Origin of the sequence: Veillonella intestinalis (assembly GCF_943193155.1) — a bacterium.
Classification (GTDB): Bacteria; Bacillota; Negativicutes; order Veillonellales; family Veillonellaceae; genus Veillonella_A; species Veillonella_A intestinalis.
This window is the reverse complement of the sequence record NZ_CALPDB010000001.1, coordinates 244114-268131: the sequence shown is the minus strand read 5'-3', so window position 1 is coordinate 268131 and position 24018 is coordinate 244114. Positions and strand designations below refer to the sequence as shown.

Genomic DNA, 24018 nt, shown 5'->3' with positions numbered 1-24018 from the left:
CTTACTTCTTTTTGTAAATCTCTCGACGATGTGCGACTTCAAATAAAAAAATTTTCAAAACTTCATCGTTAATTTCAGCAAACAAACGATAATCAAATTCCACCCTATACATTTTATATTATATACCTAGCATTTTCCAAACTTCTTCATGTGAATATGTCTTTTCATGATTTGACAATTTTTTAGCTTTCAAAATTCTCTTTTCATCAAGTTTTAAATCTTCTTCAATTTTATCTAACACAATATCTCTAATAAAAGAAGATACGTTCAAATTATTCATTTCTACATACGATCTAATGAGCTTATTTTCATCTTCTGATAGACGTAAAGAAATAGTACTCATAATAAGCCTCCTTTTCTCCTTAATATGATACTGCTTATTTTACAAAAAAGCAAAATGTAATACAAGAATTACATGTTTGTATTACAAGTATCACTCTATTCTACAATATTTTCAATCCTTTCAGCTCTAATAAAAAGACCTATTGGATGTATTACACAAACTATACATCCAATAGGTCTTTTAGTAAGTAACAATCTATTGCACATTTAAGCGCAATAATTTGATTTATAAATCTTATCGTTTAGTTTCTTTAATTAAGTTACCTTGTGCATCAAATCTTAAATCATATTTTTCACGAGCACCCTCTACAGTAATCATAGCTGTAAATACACCATCATTAACAGAGAACGAGTAAAATACACCACTCTTTACTTCGCCACCTTCTATACTTTTAGCCTTCTCTTGAGCTACTTTGTACATATCAGAAACTTTATTAAAGTCAATTGTACTAATAGAACCTACATTATCAGCTAACACACCATCACCTGTTAATTGAACTGGTTGTGGACCATTCCATTTGCCATTTTCATATTTATAGCCATCAACCTTATCAGTAGTTCCTGGTTTTTGGACTTGAATCATTACTATAGTACCTAACTCTTTATAGTAATTAAACATAATACCATCCATTGCTTTTAAATCATGGCCTTTTAATTCGTCTCTGTTTTTTAGTTCATCAATAATCTTATTGGCTAAACCTGGCTCGGTAAGCACATTACTTTTACTGCCGCCGGTCAAACTACTGACAGTATCCCCGCACCCTACTAAAAATACCATTGAAAATACAACTAGTAACATTACCCAAAGCTTTCTCATTGTCATGCCTCCCTATTAATTACAATACCAATGAAACACTCTCTATATTCATTTATATTTCATATTATACCTTGTTCTTGAATTTTTTAATAATACCTATCTTGAAACAAACACGCTTTAATCGAAAAGAACACCCTACTATAACTCTTCATTAATTCTAGTAAATTCTGAAATGTACTACTGCATGTACTATAAAATACATTTAAACTACATTACATATAATAAAAAAACCGCACTTCTGTGCGGTTTATATGGTGGAGATAAGCGGGATCGAACCGCTGACCTCTTGAATGCCATTCAAGCGCTCTCCCAGCTGAGCTATACCCCCATGCATTACTCCTATATATTACTAAATACATATGGACTATGTCAATATAATCTAACTTTTAAACATATAATATATCACATTACCAATAATGACTGATAAAAATAAAGGCCGAGTACATAACCTCGACCTTTACAGTTTTATCCTATAAGTCACATTTTTTATCGTATAAACTGACTAAACACATAATTTCCATGTTTAGCCCCTTCTCTTGTTAAGCGCCAAGAATCATCAATTTGTTGTAATAACTTTTGCTTAGTTAACTGTTCTAATTCATTGCCAAAAATAGCTAACAACGATTGATTAAAGCGGTTTTCAAAATTAATTTTTGACAATCCCCATTTAGTACGCAAAGCCAAAAAACAAAAATCTTCAACAGCTCTCGTTTCATTAATCACTTCTTCAAAAACTACAGGTAATAAGCCTTGACGCAATCGATTGATATACGGCACTACATAAGGTTCATTATTACGCCGTACATCTCTATAAAAGGAATATGCACCAGCACCAAACGCCAAGTATTCTTTATATTGCCAATAGCGTAAATTATGATAGCTATAGGCCTTCCGATTTGTAAAATTAGAAATTTCATACCGCTCAAAGCCATAAGTAGCTAATTGATCAAGCATACAATCATACATAGCTTCATTTTCATCATCACTAGGCAATGTTAACTGTCCTTGCTCCACTTGTTTATGAAGATTTGTTCCTTCCTCTAATTGCAGCCCATAGATGGAAACATGGCTCACTCCTAAATCAACCAAGGTTTTAACATTAGTTTCAATATCCTTAAGATGTTGACCCGGTAATGCATAAATTAAATCACCACTGACAGAATGAAAGCCAACATCTAAGGCATCTGAAATAGCTTGTTTTGCCATTTTAGACGTATGGCCTCGACGTAAAAGATTCAATAGGACATCATCAAAAGTCTGTACACCATAACTCAAACGTGTAACACCTAGGGATTTTAAATCATTCAAATAGGACTTGTCTATTTCTCCTGGATTCGCTTCCATAGATATTTCAACTACATTATTACACTGATAGTGTTTGTATAGCACGTTTAATATTTGTTCAATTTGTGCAATGGACAGTTGAGTCGGTGTTCCCCCACCAAAATATATAGTTTGTACAGGCACCAATGTACTCTCTGGATATTGCTTCGCCCATACTTCAATTTCAGTACAAAGGGCAGCCACATAATCATCATAATAAGCCTCTAACCCTTCATAAGAGGCAAAATCACAATAAGAGCATTTTTTACGACAAAACGGGATATGAAGGTATACCCCCATATCCCGTGTATGCGACGTCGTAAAAGAAGACATGCGTTTGTTATTCATACACAAACTCCTTTTTATATCGTCATAAATATTGACGCCTCTTATCAATAAATGCTGATTTATTTGTCGTCAACTTTAAGAATTGCCATGAATGCTTCTTGAGGGATTTCAACACTTCCTACCGCTTTCATGCGCTTCTTACCTTCTTTTTGTTTTTCTAATAATTTACGTTTACGACTAATGTCACCACCGTAACATTTTGCTAATACGTCTTTACGCCATGCTTTTACTGTTTCACGGGCAACAATTTTATTTCCCACCGCTGCCTGAATTGGAATTTCAAACATTTGACGAGGAATTAACTCTTTTAATTTTTCAGCCAAAGCACGACCACGCATAGCAGCACGATCTTTATGGACAATAATACTAAGAGCATCCACAGGCTCACCATTAAGCAGAATATCCATTTTAACCATTGGTGAAGTTTGATAGCCAATTAATTCATAATCGAGCGACGCATATCCTTTTGTAGCTGATTTTAGCTTATCAAAGTAATCATAAATGATTTCACCTAATGGCAAATGATATACGATAGATACACGAGTTTCATCTAAATATTCCATAGATTGATATTCCCCTCGTTTATCCTGAGATAACTCCATAATAGCTCCTACAAAATCTTTAGGTACGATAGTAGTCGCTTTTACATAAGGCTCTTCAATAAAATCAATCTCAGTTGGTGGTGGTAACTTTGCTGGATTATCAATTTCAAGCACTTCACCATTTGTTTTATGGACTTTATAGTTAACACTTGGAGCTGTAGTAATAAGCGTTAAATTATACTCACGTTCTAAGCGTTCTTGAATAACATCCATGTGCAATAAACCAAGGAAACCACAACGGAAACCAAAACCTAAAGCAATCGATGTTTCTGGTTCATATTCAAGAGCTGCGTCATTTAAGTTTAATTTTTCTAAGGCATCTCGTAAATTATCATAATCCTTACTATCTGTTGGATATAAGCCACAATATACCATAGAGACTGCTTTGCGGTAACCTGGCAATGGCTCTGCAGCTGGTGCATCTGCTTTCGTAATGGTATCGCCTACATGACAATCCCCTACATTTTTAATACTAGCAGCTACACAACCTACAGTACCACAAGTCAATTCTTCAACAGGTAGTAAATTAGGCGTAAATACACCAAGTTCAGTTACTTCAAAATCTTTATTATCATGCATCATACGAATGATGTCACGTTTTTTAAGTGATCCTTCTTTAACACGAACGTAAGCAATAGCGCCTTTATAGGAATCAAAACGAGAATCAAAAATTAAAGCACGAGTAGGTTCATCCGATTTATCTGGGGGTGCTGGAATGCGCTCTACAATAGCTTCCAAAATATCTTGAATCCCAATTCCTGATTTTGCACTGGCAAGAATAGCATCTGATGCATCAAGACCGATAATATCCTCAATTTCTTTCTTTACCCGTTCCACATCAGCACTTGGTAAGTCAATTTTATTAATGACAGGAATGATTTCCAAGTCATGTTCTAATGCTAAATATACATTAGCCAAGGTCTGGGCTTCCACACCTTGTGCAGCATCAACGACCAACAAAGCGCCTTCACAAGCAGCTAAGGAGCGAGACACTTCATAACTAAAGTCAACGTGACCTGGCGTATCAATTAAATTTAGCGTGTATTGTTTACCATCTTTAGCCGTATGTAATAGACGAACCGATTGGGCTTTAATGGTAATACCTCGTTCACGTTCTAAATCCATAGAATCCAATACTTGGGCTTCCATTTCACGTTTAGTGAGGGTCCCCGTTGTTTCAATCAAACGGTCAGCCAAAGTAGATTTGCCATGGTCTATATGGGCAATAATACAAAAATTGCGGATATGCTCAGTGGACATCAAATTACCTCTCTCTAACAAACAGTTTCGATAACGCCTCCTCCAAGGACTTGTGTGCCGTCATAGAATACGACCGATTGACCTGGCGTGATGGCCCGCTGTGGCGTTTCAAATACAACTTCCATCGTTTCATCATCAAGAATACGAGCTACACATGGTGATGGGTTCGCTGCATAACGAATCTTACCAGATGCATGTAACTCTTTAGGAATAGTACCTGATAAGAAGTTATAATGCTTACAAATCATGCGATTAGTAAATAAACTTTCATCAGGACCAACAATTACTTCATTTTTCTCACCATCAAGACGCACTACGTAAAGCGGATATTTATAAGCAATACCAAGGCCTTTACGTTGACCGATAGTGTAATTAAATAAACCATTATGTTGACCTAAAATTTCACCATTTTCATGAACAATATTGCCTGACTTAGGCGCTGTTGTCAACTGTTTTTTAATAAACCCTTGATAGTTATGATTTGGCAAGAAGCAAATATCTTCACTATCTGGTTTATTAGCTACTGGTAAATCACGATCGTTCGCCATTTCACGAGTTAATGTTTTCTTTTGAGATCCTAGAGGGAACATCAAATGGCTTAAAATATGCTGATTCAAAGTATATAATACATAGCTTTGATCCTTAGAAGGGTCATCCCCTTTATGAAGTTCGTATAATTTTGTTGCTTCATTATAACGAACTTGTGCATAATGACCTGTTACCATATGCGTAGCACCTAGTTCTAACGCTCTGTTTAATAATAAATCAAATTTTATATTTTTATTACAGAATACACAGGGATTCGGCGTGCGGCCAGCGGCATATTCATTAACAAAATAATCTACCACATTATCATAAAAAATATCCCGAGCATCGACTACATGATGCTCAATACCAAGAAAATCACACATTTTCTTAGCATCAGTTACGGCTAATGGCACATCATCAGGATCTGTGTCACTTACCCATAAACGCAAGGTAATACCAAATACCTTATACCCTTGTTCTAACAGCATCGACGCTGTTAAGGAGCTATCTACGCCCCCACTCATTGCAACTGCTACAACGTTTTCCATGCTTTCTCCTTCTGTTGGTCGCTTGACCTGTACAGTAACTCAATATACATGATACAGAGTGAAAGTCCGAATATGTATATACTGACTCAAAAATAAAAATGTAGATACAGAGCGCTTTAAAACTAAAGCAACAGATAGTATAACATAAAATAGGTGTAATATATATAGATATTTAGAAATATCATCAAAAAAGCTTTTATTTTCTATGCGATAAAATTTCTTCAGCAGCCCCTAAAATCCCCAGCATAGAATGTTCAAATACGAGACCACCTTGCATAAAGATGGTATATGGTGGTCGTACTGGACCATCAGCACTTAATTCAATTGATGAACCTTGTACAAAGGTACCACCAGCCATAATAATTTGATCTGTATACCCAGGCATGTCCCCTGGTACAGGTCGTACATGGGCATCTACAGGTGAATAAGCCTGCATACCACGACAGAATTGTTCCATTTCATCAGCATTATGAAGATTAATAGCTTGTATCAAATCGTATCGTGAAGAGTCTACTTTAGGAAATACTTCATAGCCTAATAAAGTGCCGACAGCCGCTGTATATACGGCGCCTTTTAGAGCCTGTAAAACCACATGAGGAGCTAAGAATAACCCCTGAAAGAATAAGCGATAGCCTGGTGAATACGAACCCATATGGTCCCCTAAGCCTGGTGCCGTCAACTCATAGGCCACATCTTCTACCAGCTCTGCTTTCCCCGCTACATAGCCACCAGTTGGTGCGATGCCACCACCAGCGTTCTTAATCAATGAACCAGCCATAATATCAGCGCCATGTTCTAGCGGTTCAGTCATTTCAGTAAATTCACCATAGCAATTGTCTACAAAGCAAATCGTTTTGCCATTTTTTTCTTTTACTGCTTTACAGATAATTTCAATATCCTTTACTGATAGAGGCTCTCGTGTACTATAACCACGGGATCTTTGAATGACAACAACGCGTGTTTCTTCCGTTACAGCAGCTACAATAGCCTCTAAATCGTAAGTATTATTCTTTAACGGAACTTCTTTATAAATAAATCCTCGTTCTACTAAGGAATTACGAACTGTATGCGGTACACCAATTACGGATTGCATCGTATCATAAGGAGCACCTACTGCATAAACAAACTCCTTGCCTTCTTTACCACTACCTAATAAAGCAACTAAAGTAGTTGCTAAGGCATGAGTACCAGATACAAAGTGAGCTCTCACCAACGCTTTTTCAGCTTTAAATACATGGGCAAATACTTCATCAAGTTTTTCACGCCCACTGTCATTATAGCCATATCCACTGGATCCATTAAAGTGATAATCACTTAACTGACATTCTTTAAAAGCTTCTAATACTTTTTTGGTATTATGCAATGCAATAGGTTCAAACTTCTTAAATTGAGGCTCTGCCATGCGCAAAGCTTCATCACGGATACTTTCTAAATTCATTCTATATAAACATCCTAACTTAAAATAATAAATAGATTAATCTGGTTCTACTAATAGCCTATAAAAACTTTAGTCCAACATATATAGTGTTGCGCTCTAATTGTAATTACTTCACTAACCTATCCTTAGCTGTGATTGAATAAGCGCCATAGCCTCCTCATAAATAGACTCACTTGTTCTATTGTCGCAATCTAACCAAGTAATATAAGGCATACGCTTATACCAAGTGATTTGTCGCTTAGCAAAACGACGTGTATTTTGTTGAATAGCCTCTATGGCCTCTGCTTTTGTACATTGCCCGGCAAAATAAGCTACCACTTCTTTATAACCAATCCCTTTAAAAGCCTGGCAATGAGGAGATACACCGTTAGCTAATAACTCTTCTACTTCTTCAAATAAACCTTGATCTACCATAATTTGCACACGTAAATTAATACGATTATACAATTCTTCACGATTACGTCGCAAACCAATAACAGGTCCTTCATAAGATAAACCTGCCTTTGTTTGATGTATGAGGGCCTCATAATTGCCTTGTTCCATCAATTCAATAGCACGAAATAATCGATGTTTATCAGTAAAGCGTAACGTAATATTGCCTTTTTCAGCTAATTCGTTGCCATAGGCCAATACAGCTGATTCGCCATCTGCTTGCCACATATGTTCTAAGCGTTCACGAATACCTGTATCTGGCCCCTCTACAGAGAAATCAAAGCCTTCCAACAAGGATTGTACGTAAAAGCCAGTTCCCCCTGATAGTATTGGCATCTGCCCTTCATTATGAGCAACTGTAATCGCCCGACTAGCTTCATTTTGAAAGTCAGCCACGCTATAGCTATCGTCAGCATCACGAATATCAATCAGACGATGTGGCACCATAGCTAGTTCTTTAGCTGTAGGTTTAGCTGTACCAATATTCAAACCTTTATAAATTTGATAGGCATCCCCTGAAATCACTACGCCATTCATAGCCTGAGCTAAACGCAAGGTTAAATCAGTTTTTCCTACTGCTGTAGGGCCTAGAATAGTAATTAATTCTTCCATGGGCTACCTCCTTTTTTAAACTTCATAAACACCATAGGCTACATTGCTATAGGTACCTCCTTCTATATACGTAGGTACCCATGTCTTAAAAATAGAACTAAAAGGTCGTTCTTTAATAATTACCCGGTTCCGCGCTACCCGTTTAGCTTCCACTAACATAGCTTCTGTCATGGGCGTTGCCAACACATGGCCTCGCAAACTTAAAAACTGAGGACTGTCATTAACGGGTACTTCAAACATAGGATCAAAATACACTATATCAAAGCTATTCGTTTTAGCTTGCTTTAAAAAAGTTTCATACCGCGTAGCACACACATGAATTCGCCGCAATGCTTTTGTTACTAGCTCAGACTTATGAGTAAAATGACGGCAGCCATAATTTGTCACATACGCCAATAATGGATTTCCCTCTAAGGCCACTAAATGATTAATTTCTGGCCTCGCATAAGCCACCAACAAACTATCACTACCTAGTCCAGCCGTGCAGTCTAAAAAAGAATGTACAGGCTCCGAACCTAAGGCAGCTATTAAATGATCTCGTTGTCCTCGATCATACGCAATAATCCGCAATTGTGCCATGGATAAATGAAATTCATGAGCTTTCCCTTCACCAGTATAAAGTTTAGGGCCTTGTTTACTAAGGATTAAAATATCTTCCCCTTCAAATTGTCCTTGTAACCGTGGCAAGGATACACCATTACGGGGCACATAAGGGAGTTGCAATAAACGAGCTACCTCTTTTGCTTTTATCGCTTCCGTTTCTTTTCCTTTTTGCGAAATCGTAACAATAGCCATATTTAGCTCCGCAAAAATAATTTACCCAATTCTTCAGGAGTAAATTTAATAATAGTAGGACGACCATGAGGACATACATAAGGCTTGTCAGTGTGAAATAAATCTTCAATGAGCACAGCCATTTGGTAGGTATTCAAATTATGCCCCGCTTTAATCGCCCCACGACAAGAAGCATAGGCTAACATTTCATGGCGCAACTGTGCTTTTGTAGGCTCTTGAAAATCTTTTAACAGAGAAAATACATAGCGAAGTATCTCTTCCCCTTTACTTTCTACTAAATCTATAGGTAGCCCTTCAATTTTTAACTGTGTAGGCCCCCCTTGGACTACTTGAAAGCCAAGATTTAACAAGGTATCAGACTGTTCTTCCACTATAATTAATTCGTCTTCATTAGCCTCTAAATATTGAGGGATTAATAGATCTTGCATAGGAATAGCTTCTGCCGATTTGCACAATGTATCATACCGAACTCGTTCATGCGCAGCATGTTGATCGATTATATATAAATTATCCCCTTTTTTAGCTAAAATATAGCAAGAAGCGACTTGACCTAAGGGTAATAAACCAGTTGTATTTACAGGCAAAGGTGACTGCACAGTGGAAGAATCTACGGCACTTTGTTGATTTCGTAAATTTTCGGCCAACTGTCTAAACTTTTCTTTATCCTCTGCGGTATAACTCTTTGGTACTACCCCATCAGTAAAATCACCAGACTCAACCCAAGAGCTTTGCTCATAGGTTGTGCGTTTTGGTGCTTCATAGCCTTCAGAGCGTAGCTTCTGCACGAAATCTTCTGTTTTTTCACGAGCTATAGCTGATACTTTTGGTCGCTCATATTCAAAATCAACAGGGGCAGTCGCCGTATTTAAAATATCAATGTCATTTAGCTTTTCTAAGCCCTGTTTAGTAAATGATTTGTCATAACTTACAGCTGTTGTAATACTATCTGGTGTAACAGGTTGTGTGCCCTCTAATGTTGTATATCCACTATCCTGCCTTAATAATTGATCCTGCCCCTGCTGCAAAGGATTTTGTAACGCCTGCAATACAGCATGATATACAGCTTTAAAAACAGGCTTATCATCTTCAAATTTCACTTCACTTTTTCGAGGATGTACATTTATATCTACCGTACCTGGTGGTACTGTAATCGTCAATAATACTAAAGGATAGCCCCCCTTAGGTAATAAAGCGTGGTAGGCATTATCGATTGCTTTCGTAATCGCTTTGTCAGAAATTACCCGATTATTAACTACCACAGTTTGCCAAATACGACTACTTTTTAATAAAGTAGGTTTGCTCACAACACCTTGAATTGTAATTCCTTCCGACTCATAGGCAATAGGAAAAATATCATCACTTACTTTATAGCCGTATAAAGCTGACACTGTATCAATTAAATTACCATTGCCTGGCACTACAATGCTAACTGTATCATTACTAATAAGCTTAAATGCTACATGAGGATTACTTAACGCTAGTTTACCTACTATATCTTGAATTTTAGCCCCTTCAGTCCGCTCTGTTTTTAAAAATTTACGACGCGCCGGCGTATTAAAAAATAAGTCGCGCACTTCAATTGTCGTACCAGGCTGTGCCCCAAAAGGCAAGCAATCAGTAAATTTACCGCCATCAATTAAAATTCGAGTTCCCAACTCTTGGTCTACTTTTCGAGTAGTTAAACTAAAATGAGATACGGAAGCAATACTGGCTAATGCTTCACCACGAAAGCCTAAAGATGCGATATCAAATAAATCATCGACAGAACGAATTTTACTCGTAGCGTGGCGTAATACAGCTAATCGAGCATCTTCTTCTGTCATACCCGATCCATTATCCGTAACACGCATATACGTAGTCCCGCCATCAGCAATCTCTACTTCAATGGAAGTAGCACCTGCATCTAAGGAGTTCTCTAATAGCTCTTTAATTACTGACGCAGGGCGTTCAACTACTTCACCAGCGGCTATTTTATTAATCGTTACTTCGTCAAGAACGTGAATTAGTGCCATTACTGGCCACCTCCCTTACGGGCCTCTTCTTGTAATTTATATAAAACATTCAATGCTTCTATCGGGGTTAAACTCATTACATCAACAGCCAATAAATCATCTAATACAGACGTAGTAAATAAATTAGAACTTGCTGCATTAGCTGATGAAGTACCTAGTACAGTAGCTTTTACTTCAACAACATTGTCAGTGCCTTCATAGCTATCTGTTGTTAAACCACTAATACGAGCTAATGCATCAGCCTCTTTCGCTTCAGCACTACCTTCTAAGGCGCTCAAAATTACTTCTGCTCGTTTTAATACAGAACTAGGTAAACCAGCTAACTTAGCTACGTGAATCCCATAACTACGATCCGCGCCACCACGAATAATGCGACGTAAAAATACAACATCTTTCCCTTTTTCTTTCACTGCCACAGTATAATTTTTTAGTTTCTCATACTGTTCTTCTAATGGAATTAATTCGTGATAGTGAGTCGCAAATAAGGTCTTCCCATGAATATGTTTACAAATATATTCCACCACAGCTTGGGCAATGCTTAAGCCATCAAAGGTACTTGTTCCACGACCTATTTCATCAAGAATTAATAAGCTATTCGATGTGGCATTGTTTAAAATATATGCCACTTCTTTCATTTCTACCATGAAGGTACTTTGACCCGTAGAAATGTCATCACTAGCCCCTACACGAGTAAAGATACGGTCAACCGGCGAAATAACAGCTTCTCTAGCAGGAATAAATGACCCAATTTGAGCCATAATCATAAGCACCGCTACTTGGCGCATATATGTAGATTTCCCCGCCATATTAGGCCCTGTAATAAGCAAAAACTCTTCTCCATTATGATTTAACGTTACATCATTAGGGACAAAGACTTCTCGTTTTAGGAATTTTTCAATAACTGGATGACGCCCATCGCGAATTGTAATTTGCCCATTCATCGTCATAGTGGGACAAATATATTGTTCTTCATACGCCACTTGTGCTAAGCCAGAAAGTACATCCAATTTAGCTAAGGCACGAGCTGTGGCTTGAATAGGCTTTACCGCCTCTTTTACAGCTTGGCGTAATTCTTGATATAACTTCTGCTCTAAAGTAACAATTTTATCTTTAGCACTTAAAATATTAACCTCAAATTCTTTTAATTCAGGTGTAATATATCGCTCTGCATTAGCCAATGTCTGTTTACGAATGAAATAATCTGGCACATCAGCCGCATTGGCATGAGAAACTTCAAAATAGTAGCCAAAGACTTTATTATATCCCGTTTTAAGGCGAATTCCTGTCTTGGCCCTTGCTTCTTCTTCTAATCGATGTAGCCATTCTTGACTATTAGACGCCAAGGAGCGTAAATTATCTAGCTCTTGACTATAGCCATCACGAATAACACGACCATCTTTTAAAGTCAAAGCAGGCTGTTCAGCAATCGCTCGATTGATTAAGTCATACATATCTATATGACAATCAATTTGGGCCACCACTTCTTGTAATAAAGTGCCTTCAAAAGTGCTGGCAATATTTTTTAATTCAGGTAGAATCCGTAAAGACTCTCTTAAAGAGGTAAAGTCTCGTGGTGAAACAGAACCTGTTTCTACGCGAGCAAGAATACGTTCAAAGTCAAAAATCAGTTTTAATAGTTCACGCAGTTTGCCTTGTTCAGTTGGTTTTGCAATCAATTCGGTCAAGGCCATTTGACGGCGTTGAATATGATGAATATCCATGAGAGGACTTTCAACCCACTGTTTTAAAAGACGAGCGCCCATAGGTGTTAAAGTCTTATCCAACACCTGAAGCAATGTCCCTTTTACACCGCCATCACGAAGATTATGAGTTACTTCCAAATGTCGCAAACTCGATGTATCAAGCACCATTCGATCGCCAATGCGCAAAGGATGGATATAATTAATATGAGAAATATCAGTTTTAATAACGGTTGCTAAATACGTTAATAAATACCCCAGTCCTTCTAATACATCTTCCTCTAAAAGACCGGCTTCCGTAAAATGAATTCGTCCCTGATTTCGTACATCTTCCAAGGTCAACTCAGGCGCAAAGGGTGATAAAGCCACTTTATCTAGCTGTACATCAATAAAATCTTGTAACTCTTTGCCTAAAGGCATAGCTCCAACAGTCACTAACTCAGAAGGACGATACATAGCAAGTGCATCATACACGCCCGTTTGACGCTCACCATGGCTAATGCGATCCCAAATAACTTCTCCAGTAGATACATCACAGAAAATAAGTATTAACGCTTCATCAGTACGATAAAATAGAGCTAAAAAGTTATTCTCTCTCGCTTCAGTACCATTTTCAGTTAACACGGTACCAGGCGTAATTACACGAATTACATCCCGTTTTACAATTCCTTTAGCTGTTTTCGGATCTTCTACTTGCTCACAAATGGCTACCTTGTAACCTTTCTTAATGAGCTTTTCGATATAGCCTTCGGCCGCATGATAAGGTACTCCACACATGGGGGCTTTTTCTTCTTCACCAGAATTTCGACCCGTTAGGGTAATATTTAGCTCTCTTGAGGCTGTTAAGGCATCATCATAAAAGAGCTCATAAAAATCGCCTAAACGAAAAAATAAAAGCTCTTCTTTATATTTATCTTTTATGGAAAAATATTGATCCATCATGGGCGTTTGTTTTTTGCTCATGTACGCCTCCATTTTCTAATTTCAATTAAATGATTGTACCATATAAAATCCAAGTTTGCGCTTTATCTACACGTGCTTTTACAGTTTGGCCAATGGCAAGATTTTCATCTTTAGGGAATAAAATCATCTTATTACCTGATGTGCGACCAAACCAAACATTTTCATCATTACGACTTGGCCCTTCTACAATAATCTCGTATACTTCGCCTTCCATAGCTTTATTTAACTCTAAGGAGATTTCATTTTGCACATCCATTAACGCTTGTAGGCGAACTCGTTTAACCTCTTCAGGGACTTGATCTTCCATAGTAGCAGCTGGTGTGCCAGACCGTTTAGAAAAAATAAAGGTATACGCCATATCATAGCGAACATCTTTTAATAATTGCAAGGTTGCTTGGAAATCTTCTTCTGTTTCACCAGGAAAGCCTACAATTAAGTCAGTAGTCAAGGTTAAGCCTTTAATTTTTTCACGACAGTATTCAATGAGTTCTTTATAATGTTCTACCGTATAACGGCGATTCATTTTTTGTAAAATACGGTTGGACCCTGATTGAATAGGTAAATGTAATTGTGTAACTACATTAGAAGAACGACCTAAAGCATCAATCATCTCTTTATTCATATCTTGTGGATGACTCGTCATATAGCGGATTCGCTCAATGCCAGGAATACCATCTAAGGCATCAATTAAATCACCAAAGTGAGTGCCATCTTTAAAGTCTAAGCCATAGGAGTTTACATTCTGCCCTAAAAGAGTAATTTCTTTGTGGCCACTGGCGCCCAATTTCTTCACATCTTCTACAATAGCTGAAATTGGTCGGCTAATTTCACGCCCACGAACATGAGGTACAATACAATAGGTGCAGAATTTATTACAGCCATTCATAATAGGAACCCAAGCTGAAAAAGTCCCTGTTGGCTTTGCTTCTAACTCATGCAACACTGAATTATCCATTTCAATATTAATTTGATGTTTATGAGTTCGTTGTACTTCCTCTACCATCTCATTAATATGACGTAAATTATGAGTCCCTAATACGATATCAATATGAGGCGCACGTTTAAACATATCCGCTTGATTTTTCTGCGCCATACATCCAGTAATAGCAATAATCAAGTTCTTATTTTTAGCTTTCAAATGCTTTAATTCACCAATACGTCCATAAATTTTATGTTCCGCTGTTTCACGAACACAGCATGTATTTAAAATAATTAAATCAGCTTCTTCAAAATTATCAGTACTTGTATAGCCAGCTAACTCTAGCTGATGAGCTAGGCGTTCAGAATCACTTTCATTCATCTGACAGCCATAAGTAAATATATAATACTGCTTCATAGGGTCTCCTTAATTACTATTATCCTAATTTAGGTTTTACTACATTATCTACCACAATAGAAAGGCGCTCTACCGACATGCCTGTAATATACTCAATTTCATTAGATATAGCTTTGTGCATATCATGCATAATATCTTTAACAGGCCGCCCTTTATACACAGACACCCCCATATCTAGGAGCAGTGCATTGGTTCCTTTAGAGGTTTTCTTTATTTTAATGTCATCACATTCTGCCATACCAGGCACTTTTGACAAACTATTTTTAATGAGTGCTTCAATCACTTGGTCAGAAAACGTTAAACGACCATAATAACTAAATACAGGACGTACTACAGATTTTTCAAAATCTTCAGGCGCACCTGTAGATTTTGTGGAACGAGTACGGCGCAATATAGATTTAATTGGATCTATCAAATAACCTTTAAAATGAGGTTTCAACTCCATCGTTGGCACAGGAATAATGTGCTTACCTTCTTTTAGGCGAGCACTTTGTGCTTTTTCAATTTCTTTTGAAGACGCAATATCTTCAATATGGATATAGCGTGCTGGTTTACCAATGCCTAAGGCTGTTGAAATTTTACCCACCATATTTTCAGATGTACCTAAAATTAAAATACGTTTAGGCTTAATAATATCTAGTTGTTCTTTAACAGACCGAACCTGTTCTGGATCTTGAAATATTGCACGACGTACGGCTTTAAGACGGCTTTCTTCTTTTTTTGCAGAAAAGCCTGCTACAATACGATTATTATGGATTAAAATCCCATCATCAATAATACATTCTGCACTATTTTCATGAGCCACTACTAAGGCACGATGACTTTTACCAGTGCCACTAGGACCAACAAAAGCAATAACTTCCATAGTTTTCTCTCCCTATCTTATGATGTATAGCATTTGCTAATTATTATTTAGACTATAACACTTAAGACTGTAACACTCGCAAAAATTCTGCTACATCCTTACTTTCAATTAAATAGTCCCCTACAGCTAATGGCTCTTTATCTTTAATGCCATGAAAATCGGAGCCTCCCGTAATAAGTAATTTATGCTTATTAGCTAATTTACGAAACGCTGCGGAATCTTCTTTACTATGTTTCACATGGTATACTTCTATACCATCAAAAGGCAATTCCAATAATTCATGTACATCTTCTGCTGTACGAATTAAAATTGGATGCGCCATGACAGCTAAACCATTAGCACGATGTATTAAATCAATAACATCACTCGGCTCTGCTTTAAACTTAGGTACATAGCAAGGACTTGTGCGATGTAAAATTGTTTTAAATGCCTCACTCACTGTAGTAACATATCCCTTTTTGATTAATAATTGTGATAAATGAGGACGTCCTAAGGAGTTAGCATGAGGAAACATTTCTTTTAATTCTTCCACTGACACGTCATACCCATTGGCTGCACATAAATCAATCATTTTAAAAATACGAGATTGTCTCGACTCTTTAAAAAAAGCCATATAATCTAATAACTCTTTATTCGTATAATCAAAAGCATAGCCTAAAATATGTACATCACCATTGTGATATGTTGAACTGAATTCACAACCAGGTATAACTGTAATATCTGGATCTAATTGATTCAACAATTCTAACGAACCTTCTATTGTGTCATGATCAGTTAAGGCCATAATTTTTATTTGAGCTGCTTTATTAGCTTCACGTAAGTCTAAAGGTCGCATAACACCATCAGAAGCGGTACTGTGCATATGAAAATCAACTAACATATAATCTTACCTCCTAAGCTTACTATATCTAGATAAAAGTTGTATTAACTCATGTATTGAAAACAATCTATCTTTTTATTATGACCTAAAATAGTGATTTATACAAGTATCAATCCTATAACCAATCATGAATAGAAGTCCTATAGGCACAACTAAATAAACGGCAAAAGCAGTCGATAGAAACTCCATCGACTGCCATAGCTTATAAAGTATTTAACGTGTCTGCTACAACTGTAGTTACTTCGTCAATTGGTACTTCAACGGCTTCGCCATTTTTGCGAAGCTTCATTTCTACAGCACCAGATTCTAACGTATTTTTACTTACTGTAATGCGCAATGGATAGCCAATTAAATCAGCATCTTTAAATTTAACACCAGCACGCTCTTTACGATCATCTAATAACACATCAACGCCAGCTGCTTTTAATGCTTCATATACACGGGTACTAACATCCATAAGAGCTTCGTCTTTTGCATTAATTGGCACTACCACTACTTCAAATGGCGCAATAGCTCGTGGCCAAATAATACCATTTTCATCATTAAATTGCTCAATCGCTGCTGCTAATGTACGCGATACACCAATACCATAGCATCCCATCACAAATGGATTAGGGCGACCATCCTGATTAAGGAAGGTAGCACTCATAGCTTCACTATACTTAGTGCCTAATTTAAATACTTGCCCTACTTCAATCCCTTTAGCAATACTTAATTCGCCACCACAATTTGGACAGACATCATCAGCTGTAATTAAACGAATTGGCGCTACAATAATATCCTCAACATTGAAATCACGTTTTGGATTGATATTAATGTAATGCGCATCTTTTTTATTAGCACCACCACAAACGTTATAGGCTTCCATAACGCTTTCGTCTACAACAATTTTAAAAGTCTCAGTCTGTTTTAAACCAACCGGACTAATAAAACCAGCTGTTAAACCAGCACCTTGAAGTTCTTCTTCTGTTGCCATTTCCGGTTCAATTGTGCTGCCTACCGCATGTTGTACAGCAATTTCATTAACTTCGTGATCACCGCGAACAATCGCTAATACAACAACACCATCAGTTGATAATACTACAGCCTTAATTGTTTTAGCTAATGGTAAGCTTAATTGTTCTGCTACAGCTTCAATTGTTTTCGCATCAGGTGTTGGTACTTCTGTAAGCTCTAATGCGTCTTCCACCTCGGCTTTAATGACACCAGGTTTACCAATTTCAATATTAGCAGCATAGTCACAACTACTGCAATGAATAACATCAGCTTCACCAGATTCCGCCAAAGCCATAAATTCATGGCTATTGCTACCACCAATAGCACCTGAATCAGCTTCTACTGGTTTAAAATATAAACCACAACGGCTGAAAACACGTTCATACGCATGATACATATTCCAGTATGATACATCTAAACCAGCTTCATCCATATCAAAAGAATAAGCATCCTTCATGATAAATTCGCGACTACGCATCAACCCATAACGAGGACGTCGTTCATCACGATATTTATTTTGAATTTGATATAAAGTCAATGGCAATTGGCGATACGAATTAACTTCCCCTTTTACCAATGTAGTAATCATTTCTTCATGAGTTGGTCCAAGACAGTATTCACGATCATGACGGTCTTTTAGACGAATCATTTCAGCGCCATATACTTTCCAACGACCAGACTCTTGCCAAATTTCAGCGGGCTGAATAATAGGCATCATAATTTCTTGTGCCCCAGCATTTGTCATTTCTTCATGAACGATAGCTTCAATTTTACGAATACTTTTCCAAGCCAATGGCAAATAGGAGTAAATACCGCCAGTCATTTTACGAATCATACCAGCACGTAACATATACTGTTGACTAATTACGTCTGCATCAGCAGGTGTTTCCCTTAACGTTGGGGCATATAATTTACTAGCTAACATTTAATTCATTACTCCTTTGCTTCTGTCTCTAAATACGTTTCTATCTCATGGAATAAAGCATCCACTAATTCACTTTCATCTACAGTCTTAATGACTTCTCCTTTGCGGAAGACAATGCCGCGACTATCACCACCAGCAATACCAAAATCGGCTTCTCTAGCCTCACCGGGGCCATTCACAACACAACCCATTACAGCCACACGAATAGGTGCTTTTATGCTCTTTAAACGAGCCTCTACCGTTTCAGCCATACTAAAGAGGTTAACACGACAGCGACCACAAGTTGGACAAGAAATCATGGTAGCACCGTAATTGCGAAGTCCTAAAGAACTTAAAATTGTTTTCCCTACTTCTACTTCATGAATAGGATCACCTGTTAAAGATACGCGCAAAGTATCACCAATCCCTTGCGCCAATAAAGCACCAATCCCAATAGAAGATTTTACAGTGCCTTGTGAAATAGTACCAGCTTCGGTAACCCCTAAATGAAGAGGATACGGTACTTTATCTGATAATTTCTGATACGCTTCAATCATAAGTGGCACATCAGTTGCTTTAATTGATAATTTCATTTCTTTATAGTCTAAGGACTCTAAAATACGAACATGTTCTAAAGCAGCTTCTACCATTCCATCAGCACAAGGATGACCACCATATTCTTTCAAAATATGAGCTGGTAAAGAACCAGCATTTACGCCAATACGAATTGGTATATGCTTTGGTTTTGCTTTTTCAATGACAGCCACTACATTATCAATACCACCAATATTACCAGGATTAATACGCAAGCCATCGACACCACTATCTATAGCCGCCAAAGCTAAGGTGTAATCAAAATGAATATCTGCAATCAAAGGAATTTGAGCTTTCTCTTTTACTGCTTTAATTGCCTTAGCCGCTGCCATATCTGGCACTGCTAAGCGAACTAAATCACAGCCAGCCTCAGCTAAACGATTGATTTCAGCAATCGCTTTTTCAGTTTCCACTGGGTTAGTAGTAATCATAGATTGCACGCTAATAGGTGAAAAATGACCAATTGGCACATTCCCTACTTTAATACGCGTTGTTTCTTTTCTGTTAATCATAGGTAACTCCTATATTACAGACGGCTAATATCATGAGTCGTAGCATAGACAAATAAGAGTATTAAAATAATGACCCCTGTCATCTGAATATACTGCAATGCCTTCACTGGCAAACGTCGTCTCGTAATTCCTTCAATTAATAATACAATTAAATGACCACCATCTAAAGCAGGAATAGGCAATAAATTAATTACGCCTAAATTTAAGCTTAGTAAAGCAGTAAATTGTAATAAATACATAAAACCATTTTCAGCCATTTGACCAGCCATTTGAGCGACCCCAATAGGGCCTGCTAATTCAGCATTAGTAGTTCCTGTAATCATAGACCACAAGCCCTCTACCATACTTACTAAAACATAACCAGTCGTATTAACTGCTTGAACAGCTGATTGACCAATTGTATATTCTTGCACAATAGATACAGGGTTAATGCCTATCACTGCACGCCCTTCATTACCAGTCTGTGTTGGAATAACAGATAATTCTTGCTCTTGTCCATCACGACTGATTACGATAGGAACAACGGTATTAGCAGTTCCTTGTAACTGCTTAGAAATATCTGTCCATTCTGCTACCGGTTTGCCTTTAATTGATATAATGCGGTCATTCACCTGCATATGTGCCATAGCGGCTGGTGAATTACTCAACATATTCCCAATAATTGGCTCCTTTGAAGGCGTTTGCACACCATAAGTAGCATATACTATAAAGAATATAACAATAGCCAATAAAAAGTTAAAAATCGCGCCCGCCGCAATAACGATAAAACGTTTCCACACCGGTTTATTTAAAAACGAACGATTATCTAATGGTTCTTCTGGATCCATACCAGCAATTTTATTATAGCCACCTAAAGGAATAGCTCGAATGGAGTATAAAGTTTCTCCTTTTTGAACCTTAACAAGGGCTGGACCAAAACCTATAGCAAATTCGTCAACCCGCATACCACTTGCTTTAGCTGTAATAAAATGCCCGAATTCATGAATAAACACAATGATGCCAAATACAAAGATTGTGGCAACGATAGTTAACAACATAATCTCTCCTATTTAATCAAGGTTCTCGCTGTTTCACGAGCCCATAAATCAATCTCGCGTAAATGAGCCAATGTAAAGGTTGGCTCTGATTCCATACGCTCTAATACAGTGACAACAGTTTTATATATATCACCAAATTGAATTTTTCCAGCTAAAAAAGCATATACAGCTTCTTCATTTGCTGCATTAAAAACTGCTGGTTTAAACCCACCGGCACGCCCCACTTCAAAAGCTAATTTTAAAGCAGGAAAATCATCATACCGTGGTGGAAAAAATTCTAATTGCAAGGCTTCTTCAAAGGTTAAGGTATCCATTTTTAACGGTTTACGTTCAGGATATGTTAAAGCATATTGAATTGGCTCGCGCATATCGGGATTGCCTAATTGAGCAAGAATGGCCCCATCTTTCATCATAATCATAGAATGAACTATACTTTGAGGATGGACTGTCACCTTAATATGGTCAAAATCAAAACCAAATAGCCAGTGTGCCTCTATAACTTCCAACCCTTTATTAAATAAGGTCGCTGAATCTATGGTAATCTTATTTCCCATATTCCAGGTCGGATGCCGTAAACAATCTGCGGCCGTCGCCGTAGCAATTTTTTCTGATGGCCATGTCCGTAAAGGACCACCTGACGCGGTAATCAATAGTGAATCAACATTCTCTCGTTGCTGTCCTTCTAAACATTGAAAAATAGCACTATGTTCACTATCAATCGGCAATAATTGCACATCATATTCTTTACAAAGGGATGTAATTAAAGAACCACCAGCTACTAATGTTTCTTTGTTCGCTAAACCAATTGTTTTTTTAGCGCGAATAGCTTCTACAGTTGGCTCAATACCAGCGGCGCCGACTACTGCAGTAACAACAAGTTCAGCCGTAGACCAAGTAGCGGCAGCTAATAAAGCCTCTTTGCCCCCTAGCAGTTTAGTTGGCCCATTATATCGTTGCTTTAATTCTAAAAACGCTGTTTCATCAACTAAGCCAGCCATTTCAGGTTGAAATTCTTTAATTTGAGCTTCTAAGACATCTACATTATGATTAGCCACCAGTGCTTTTACAGAAAATAAATCAGGATGCTGTCGCACCACATCTAATGTTTGTGTGCCGATAGAACCGGTACTCCCAAGAATACTCAGTGTTTTCATAGAAACTCCTATCCAATACAGTTTACACTGTACTTTTATATATTACGTAACTTATACCTCAATCATATTAATAGCAATGTTACACATACAAACGCATTCATGCAAACGAATTCATACAAAGGTCTTCATACAATTCTCTTTATACAATTATGCTTATAATGTATCAAAGCCCTTATAATAGATTGAGATACTTATTATAATAAATAAACTAATACCATAGGTGCTGAAAAAAGCAAGCTATCAAAGCGATCTAAAACACCACCATGGCCAGGTAATAATACACCCGAGTCTTTTACACCACAATAACGCTTTAATTTAGATTCAAATAAATCACCTAATGGTGCTACGATGCCAGTTAATAGACCAGCGCCTAAACCAAGCATAAGTGGCATGCCAACAATCACAGCATAAATTATGCCCGTAAATAAACAACCTATAAAGCCACCAACATAGCCTTCTAAGGTTTTATTAGGGCTAATATTAGGGACAATCTTACGTTTTCCCCATTGACGGCCTGCAAAATAAGCAAAAGTATCACTAGCCCAAGTTGTAAATAGTAATAACCAGATTACTAATTCCCCCATGTTGGCACTCACTACAGGAACAGACAATAATTCATAAATGGAAGTTTCACGAAGCATCAACAAAGCAGCAAAACCACCGTTAATGTAGAAAAAACCAAAAGTGGCACAACTTACAACAGATATATTTAAACGTGCTGACCCAAAAATATAAATCAAGCCCATGGTCATAGCAGCAGCTGCGGCCACCATAATCGCCCATTTATAAAAACCAAAGGTCAGCATTATCATTAATAGTGTGGAATATACATAGCCCCAACGTTCAGGAACTACAATATCAATTTTACGCAGCATACTTGCATATTCCCGCCAACCTAATAAAGCTAACAGCAATATAATCGCATTAAAAAGATAACCACCTACAGTGATTGCTAGCACAGCAATAATAAACCCAATTAAAGCTGTAATGACACGAGTCTTGAGCATATTATTCCTCCGTCTTTAAACCACCAAAGCGACGTTCTCGCTGCTGGTAAGCATATACAGCATCTAATAATGTTTGTGCTGTAAAATCAGGCCAATGCGTTTCTGTAAACCAAAATTCCGCATAGGCGATTTGCCATAATAAGAAATTACTAATGCGATAATCATTACTTGGTCGGATTAATAAATCTACATTACTAAATTCTTGCGTAAACAAACGATTACCAAAAGACTCTTCTGTAATATCTTCTATAGCCAAAGTCCCAGCAGCCACGTCTTCAGCAGTGGCACGCACAGCTCGTACTATTTCATCGCGTCCCCCATAGTTAATGGCTAACTGTAAGGTAAGACCCGTATTATTCTGTGTTAAGGATTCAGCGTCAGCAATAATTTTTTGCAATTCTTCAGAAAGTCCCCCTATATAGCCAACAAAGCGAATACGCACATTTTTCTCATGCATATCACGCACATTGCCTAACAGGTATTCACGAATCAAACTCATAAGTAAGGATACTTCCTGTTCTGGACGCTTCCAGTTTTCCGTAGAAAAACCGTATACTGTTAATGCTTTTATGCCAATTTCATCAGCAGCAATAACTATTTTTTTTAATACATCAGCCCCAGCACGATGTCCCATCGTACGAGGCAAACCACGGCGTTTAGCCCAACGACCATTGCCATCCATAATAATAGCTACATGGTGAGGTATATTGTGAGGATCCAGTATAACATCAGTTAATGTTTTAGTATCCTCATTCTTACGTAGTAATTTCTTTAGCATATTGTACCTCATTGCAGTTTTCAAAACCACTTGCTACCATCGGACGATATAACAATATTTGCCATATCCCCATTTCCTCTACGTACGCTACTCGGCCTACGTAAAAATCATTGTCTGCAACAGTGAAAAATCGATTATAATTTTCACCGATAGTTACTGCAAAAGGGATATTGGCAGCTTGCAACATCTGCTGCGCAAGCTGCCAAGGTAATCCAACCATTAAGTTTGGCGTATT

The 24018-nt window shown here is 37.5% G+C and carries 20 protein-coding genes and 1 tRNA gene; all 21 read right to left on the bottom strand.

Annotated elements, in window-relative coordinates; all coding sequences use genetic code 11:
- Positions 1-118: 118 nt before the first annotated feature.
- Positions 119-343 (bottom strand): type II toxin-antitoxin system RelB family antitoxin, encoded by a 225-nt coding sequence (gene relB, locus NFR44_RS01160; RefSeq protein ID WP_251440242.1) that lies wholly within the window; start codon positions 341-343, stop codon positions 119-121.
- 234 nt (positions 344-577) lie between these two features.
- A complete protein-coding gene (locus NFR44_RS01155; protein ID WP_251440239.1) occupies positions 578-1159 on the bottom strand; it encodes a hypothetical protein in 582 nt (193 codons plus the stop codon).
- Between the two features lie 252 nt (positions 1160-1411).
- Positions 1412-1487 (bottom strand) — tRNA-Ala (locus tag NFR44_RS01150).
- Between the two features lie 158 nt (positions 1488-1645).
- Positions 1646-2830 carry a radical SAM family heme chaperone HemW gene (gene hemW, locus NFR44_RS01145; protein ID WP_251440237.1) on the bottom strand — a complete coding sequence of 395 codons (1185 nt, stop codon included), beginning with the start codon at positions 2828-2830 and terminating at the stop codon, positions 1646-1648.
- 59 nt (positions 2831-2889) lie between these two features.
- A complete protein-coding gene (gene lepA / locus NFR44_RS01140) occupies positions 2890-4692 on the bottom strand; it encodes a translation elongation factor 4 (RefSeq protein ID WP_251440235.1) in 1803 nt (600 codons plus the stop codon).
- A gap of 14 nt (positions 4693-4706) precedes the next feature.
- The gene (gene mnmA, locus NFR44_RS01135; RefSeq protein WP_251440233.1) at positions 4707-5768 is read right to left on the bottom strand and encodes a tRNA 2-thiouridine(34) synthase MnmA; all 1062 of its coding nucleotides are present in this window, start codon (positions 5766-5768) and stop codon (positions 4707-4709) included.
- Between the two features lie 196 nt (positions 5769-5964).
- Positions 5965-7206, bottom strand: a complete 1242-nt coding sequence (locus NFR44_RS01130) for a methionine gamma-lyase family protein (RefSeq protein ID WP_251440231.1) — start codon at positions 7204-7206, stop codon at positions 5965-5967.
- 114 nt (positions 7207-7320) lie between these two features.
- Entirely contained in the window at positions 7321-8250 is a 930-nt protein-coding gene (gene miaA / locus NFR44_RS01125; RefSeq protein WP_251440229.1) for a tRNA (adenosine(37)-N6)-dimethylallyltransferase MiaA, read from the bottom strand.
- A gap of 15 nt (positions 8251-8265) precedes the next feature.
- Positions 8266-9045, bottom strand: coding sequence for a class I SAM-dependent methyltransferase (locus tag NFR44_RS01120; RefSeq protein ID WP_251440227.1), 780 nt, complete (start codon positions 9043-9045; stop codon positions 8266-8268).
- A 2-nt stretch (positions 9046-9047) separates the two neighbouring features.
- Positions 9048-11057 (bottom strand): DNA mismatch repair endonuclease MutL, encoded by a 2010-nt coding sequence (gene mutL / locus NFR44_RS01115; protein ID WP_251440225.1) that lies wholly within the window; start codon positions 11055-11057, stop codon positions 9048-9050.
- Positions 11057-13720: a DNA mismatch repair protein MutS gene (mutS, locus tag NFR44_RS01110; RefSeq protein ID WP_251440223.1), complete on the bottom strand. Its 2664-nt coding sequence runs from the start codon at positions 13718-13720 to the stop codon at positions 11057-11059. Before mutS ends, mutL begins: the two co-directional genes overlap by 1 nt.
- Positions 13721-13745: 25 nt before the next feature.
- The gene (gene miaB / locus NFR44_RS01105; RefSeq protein ID WP_251440222.1) at positions 13746-15056 is read right to left on the bottom strand and encodes a tRNA (N6-isopentenyl adenosine(37)-C2)-methylthiotransferase MiaB; all 1311 of its coding nucleotides are present in this window, start codon (positions 15054-15056) and stop codon (positions 13746-13748) included.
- Between the two features lie 19 nt (positions 15057-15075).
- On the bottom strand, positions 15076-15921 hold the full coding sequence (locus tag NFR44_RS01100; RefSeq protein ID WP_251440221.1) for an Asp23/Gls24 family envelope stress response protein: 846 nt from the start codon (positions 15919-15921) through the stop codon (positions 15076-15078).
- A 61-nt stretch (positions 15922-15982) separates the two neighbouring features.
- Positions 15983-16801 carry a PHP domain-containing protein gene (locus tag NFR44_RS01095; RefSeq protein WP_251440220.1) on the bottom strand — a complete coding sequence of 273 codons (819 nt, stop codon included), beginning with the start codon at positions 16799-16801 and terminating at the stop codon, positions 15983-15985.
- 202 nt (positions 16802-17003) lie between these two features.
- Entirely contained in the window at positions 17004-18722 is a 1719-nt protein-coding gene (locus tag NFR44_RS01090; protein WP_251440218.1) for a proline--tRNA ligase, read from the bottom strand.
- Between the two features lie 8 nt (positions 18723-18730).
- Complete coding sequence (gene ispG / locus NFR44_RS01085) at positions 18731-19807, bottom strand: flavodoxin-dependent (E)-4-hydroxy-3-methylbut-2-enyl-diphosphate synthase (protein WP_251440217.1); 1077 nt, start codon at positions 19805-19807, stop codon at positions 18731-18733.
- Positions 19808-19821: 14 nt separating this feature from the next.
- Positions 19822-20841 carry an RIP metalloprotease RseP gene (gene rseP / locus NFR44_RS01080; protein ID WP_251440786.1) on the bottom strand — a complete coding sequence of 340 codons (1020 nt, stop codon included), beginning with the start codon at positions 20839-20841 and terminating at the stop codon, positions 19822-19824.
- A gap of 11 nt (positions 20842-20852) precedes the next feature.
- Entirely contained in the window at positions 20853-21998 is a 1146-nt protein-coding gene (locus NFR44_RS01075; protein WP_251440216.1) for a 1-deoxy-D-xylulose-5-phosphate reductoisomerase, read from the bottom strand.
- A 194-nt stretch (positions 21999-22192) separates the two neighbouring features.
- Positions 22193-23005: a phosphatidate cytidylyltransferase gene (locus tag NFR44_RS01070; protein WP_251440215.1), complete on the bottom strand. Its 813-nt coding sequence runs from the start codon at positions 23003-23005 to the stop codon at positions 22193-22195.
- A gap of 1 nt (position 23006) precedes the next feature.
- Positions 23007-23783 (bottom strand): undecaprenyl pyrophosphate synthase, encoded by a 777-nt coding sequence (gene uppS / locus NFR44_RS01065; RefSeq protein ID WP_251440214.1) that lies wholly within the window; start codon positions 23781-23783, stop codon positions 23007-23009.
- Positions 23761-24003, bottom strand: a complete 243-nt coding sequence (locus NFR44_RS01060) for a hypothetical protein (RefSeq protein WP_251440213.1) — start codon at positions 24001-24003, stop codon at positions 23761-23763. Before NFR44_RS01060 ends, uppS begins: the two co-directional genes overlap by 23 nt.
- Positions 24004-24018 lie beyond the last annotated feature (15 nt).

Bases quoted from the DNA above. Each gene is read 5' to 3' on its own strand.
- uppS (WP_251440214.1), bottom strand. From the start codon at position 23,783: ATGCTAAAGAAATTACTACGTAAGAATGAGGATACTAAAACATTAACT.
- mutS (WP_251440223.1), bottom strand. From the start codon at position 13,720: ATGAGCAAAAAACAAACGCCCATGATGGATCAATATTTTTCCATAAAA.
- NFR44_RS01130 (WP_251440231.1), bottom strand. From the start codon at position 7,206: ATGAATTTAGAAAGTATCCGTGATGAAGCTTTGCGCATGGCAGAGCCT.
- NFR44_RS01095 (WP_251440220.1), bottom strand. From the start codon at position 16,801: ATGTTAGTTGATTTTCATATGCACAGTACCGCTTCTGATGGTGTTATG.
- mutL (WP_251440225.1), bottom strand. From the start codon at position 11,057: ATGGCACTAATTCACGTTCTTGACGAAGTAACGATTAATAAAATAGCC.
- lepA (WP_251440235.1), bottom strand. From the start codon at position 4,692: ATGTCCACTGAGCATATCCGCAATTTTTGTATTATTGCCCATATAGAC.
- NFR44_RS01070 (WP_251440215.1), bottom strand. From the start codon at position 23,005: ATGCTCAAGACTCGTGTCATTACAGCTTTAATTGGGTTTATTATTGCT.
- mnmA (WP_251440233.1), bottom strand. From the start codon at position 5,768: ATGGAAAACGTTGTAGCAGTTGCAATGAGTGGGGGCGTAGATAGCTCC.
- NFR44_RS01060 (WP_251440213.1), bottom strand. From the start codon at position 24,003: ATGGTTGGATTACCTTGGCAGCTTGCGCAGCAGATGTTGCAAGCTGCC.
- relB (WP_251440242.1), bottom strand. From the start codon at position 343: ATGAGTACTATTTCTTTACGTCTATCAGAAGATGAAAATAAGCTCATT.
- NFR44_RS01120 (WP_251440227.1), bottom strand. From the start codon at position 9,045: ATGGCTATTGTTACGATTTCGCAAAAAGGAAAAGAAACGGAAGCGATA.
- miaA (WP_251440229.1), bottom strand. From the start codon at position 8,250: ATGGAAGAATTAATTACTATTCTAGGCCCTACAGCAGTAGGAAAAACT.
- NFR44_RS01075 (WP_251440216.1), bottom strand. From the start codon at position 21,998: ATGAAAACACTGAGTATTCTTGGGAGTACCGGTTCTATCGGCACACAA.
- NFR44_RS01155 (WP_251440239.1), bottom strand. From the start codon at position 1,159: ATGAGAAAGCTTTGGGTAATGTTACTAGTTGTATTTTCAATGGTATTT.
- hemW (WP_251440237.1), bottom strand. From the start codon at position 2,830: ATGAATAACAAACGCATGTCTTCTTTTACGACGTCGCATACACGGGAT.
- ispG (WP_251440217.1), bottom strand. From the start codon at position 19,807: ATGATTAACAGAAAAGAAACAACGCGTATTAAAGTAGGGAATGTGCCA.
- NFR44_RS01100 (WP_251440221.1), bottom strand. From the start codon at position 15,921: ATGGAAGTTATTGCTTTTGTTGGTCCTAGTGGCACTGGTAAAAGTCAT.
- NFR44_RS01090 (WP_251440218.1), bottom strand. From the start codon at position 18,722: ATGTTAGCTAGTAAATTATATGCCCCAACGTTAAGGGAAACACCTGCT.
- miaB (WP_251440222.1), bottom strand. From the start codon at position 15,056: ATGAAGCAGTATTATATATTTACTTATGGCTGTCAGATGAATGAAAGT.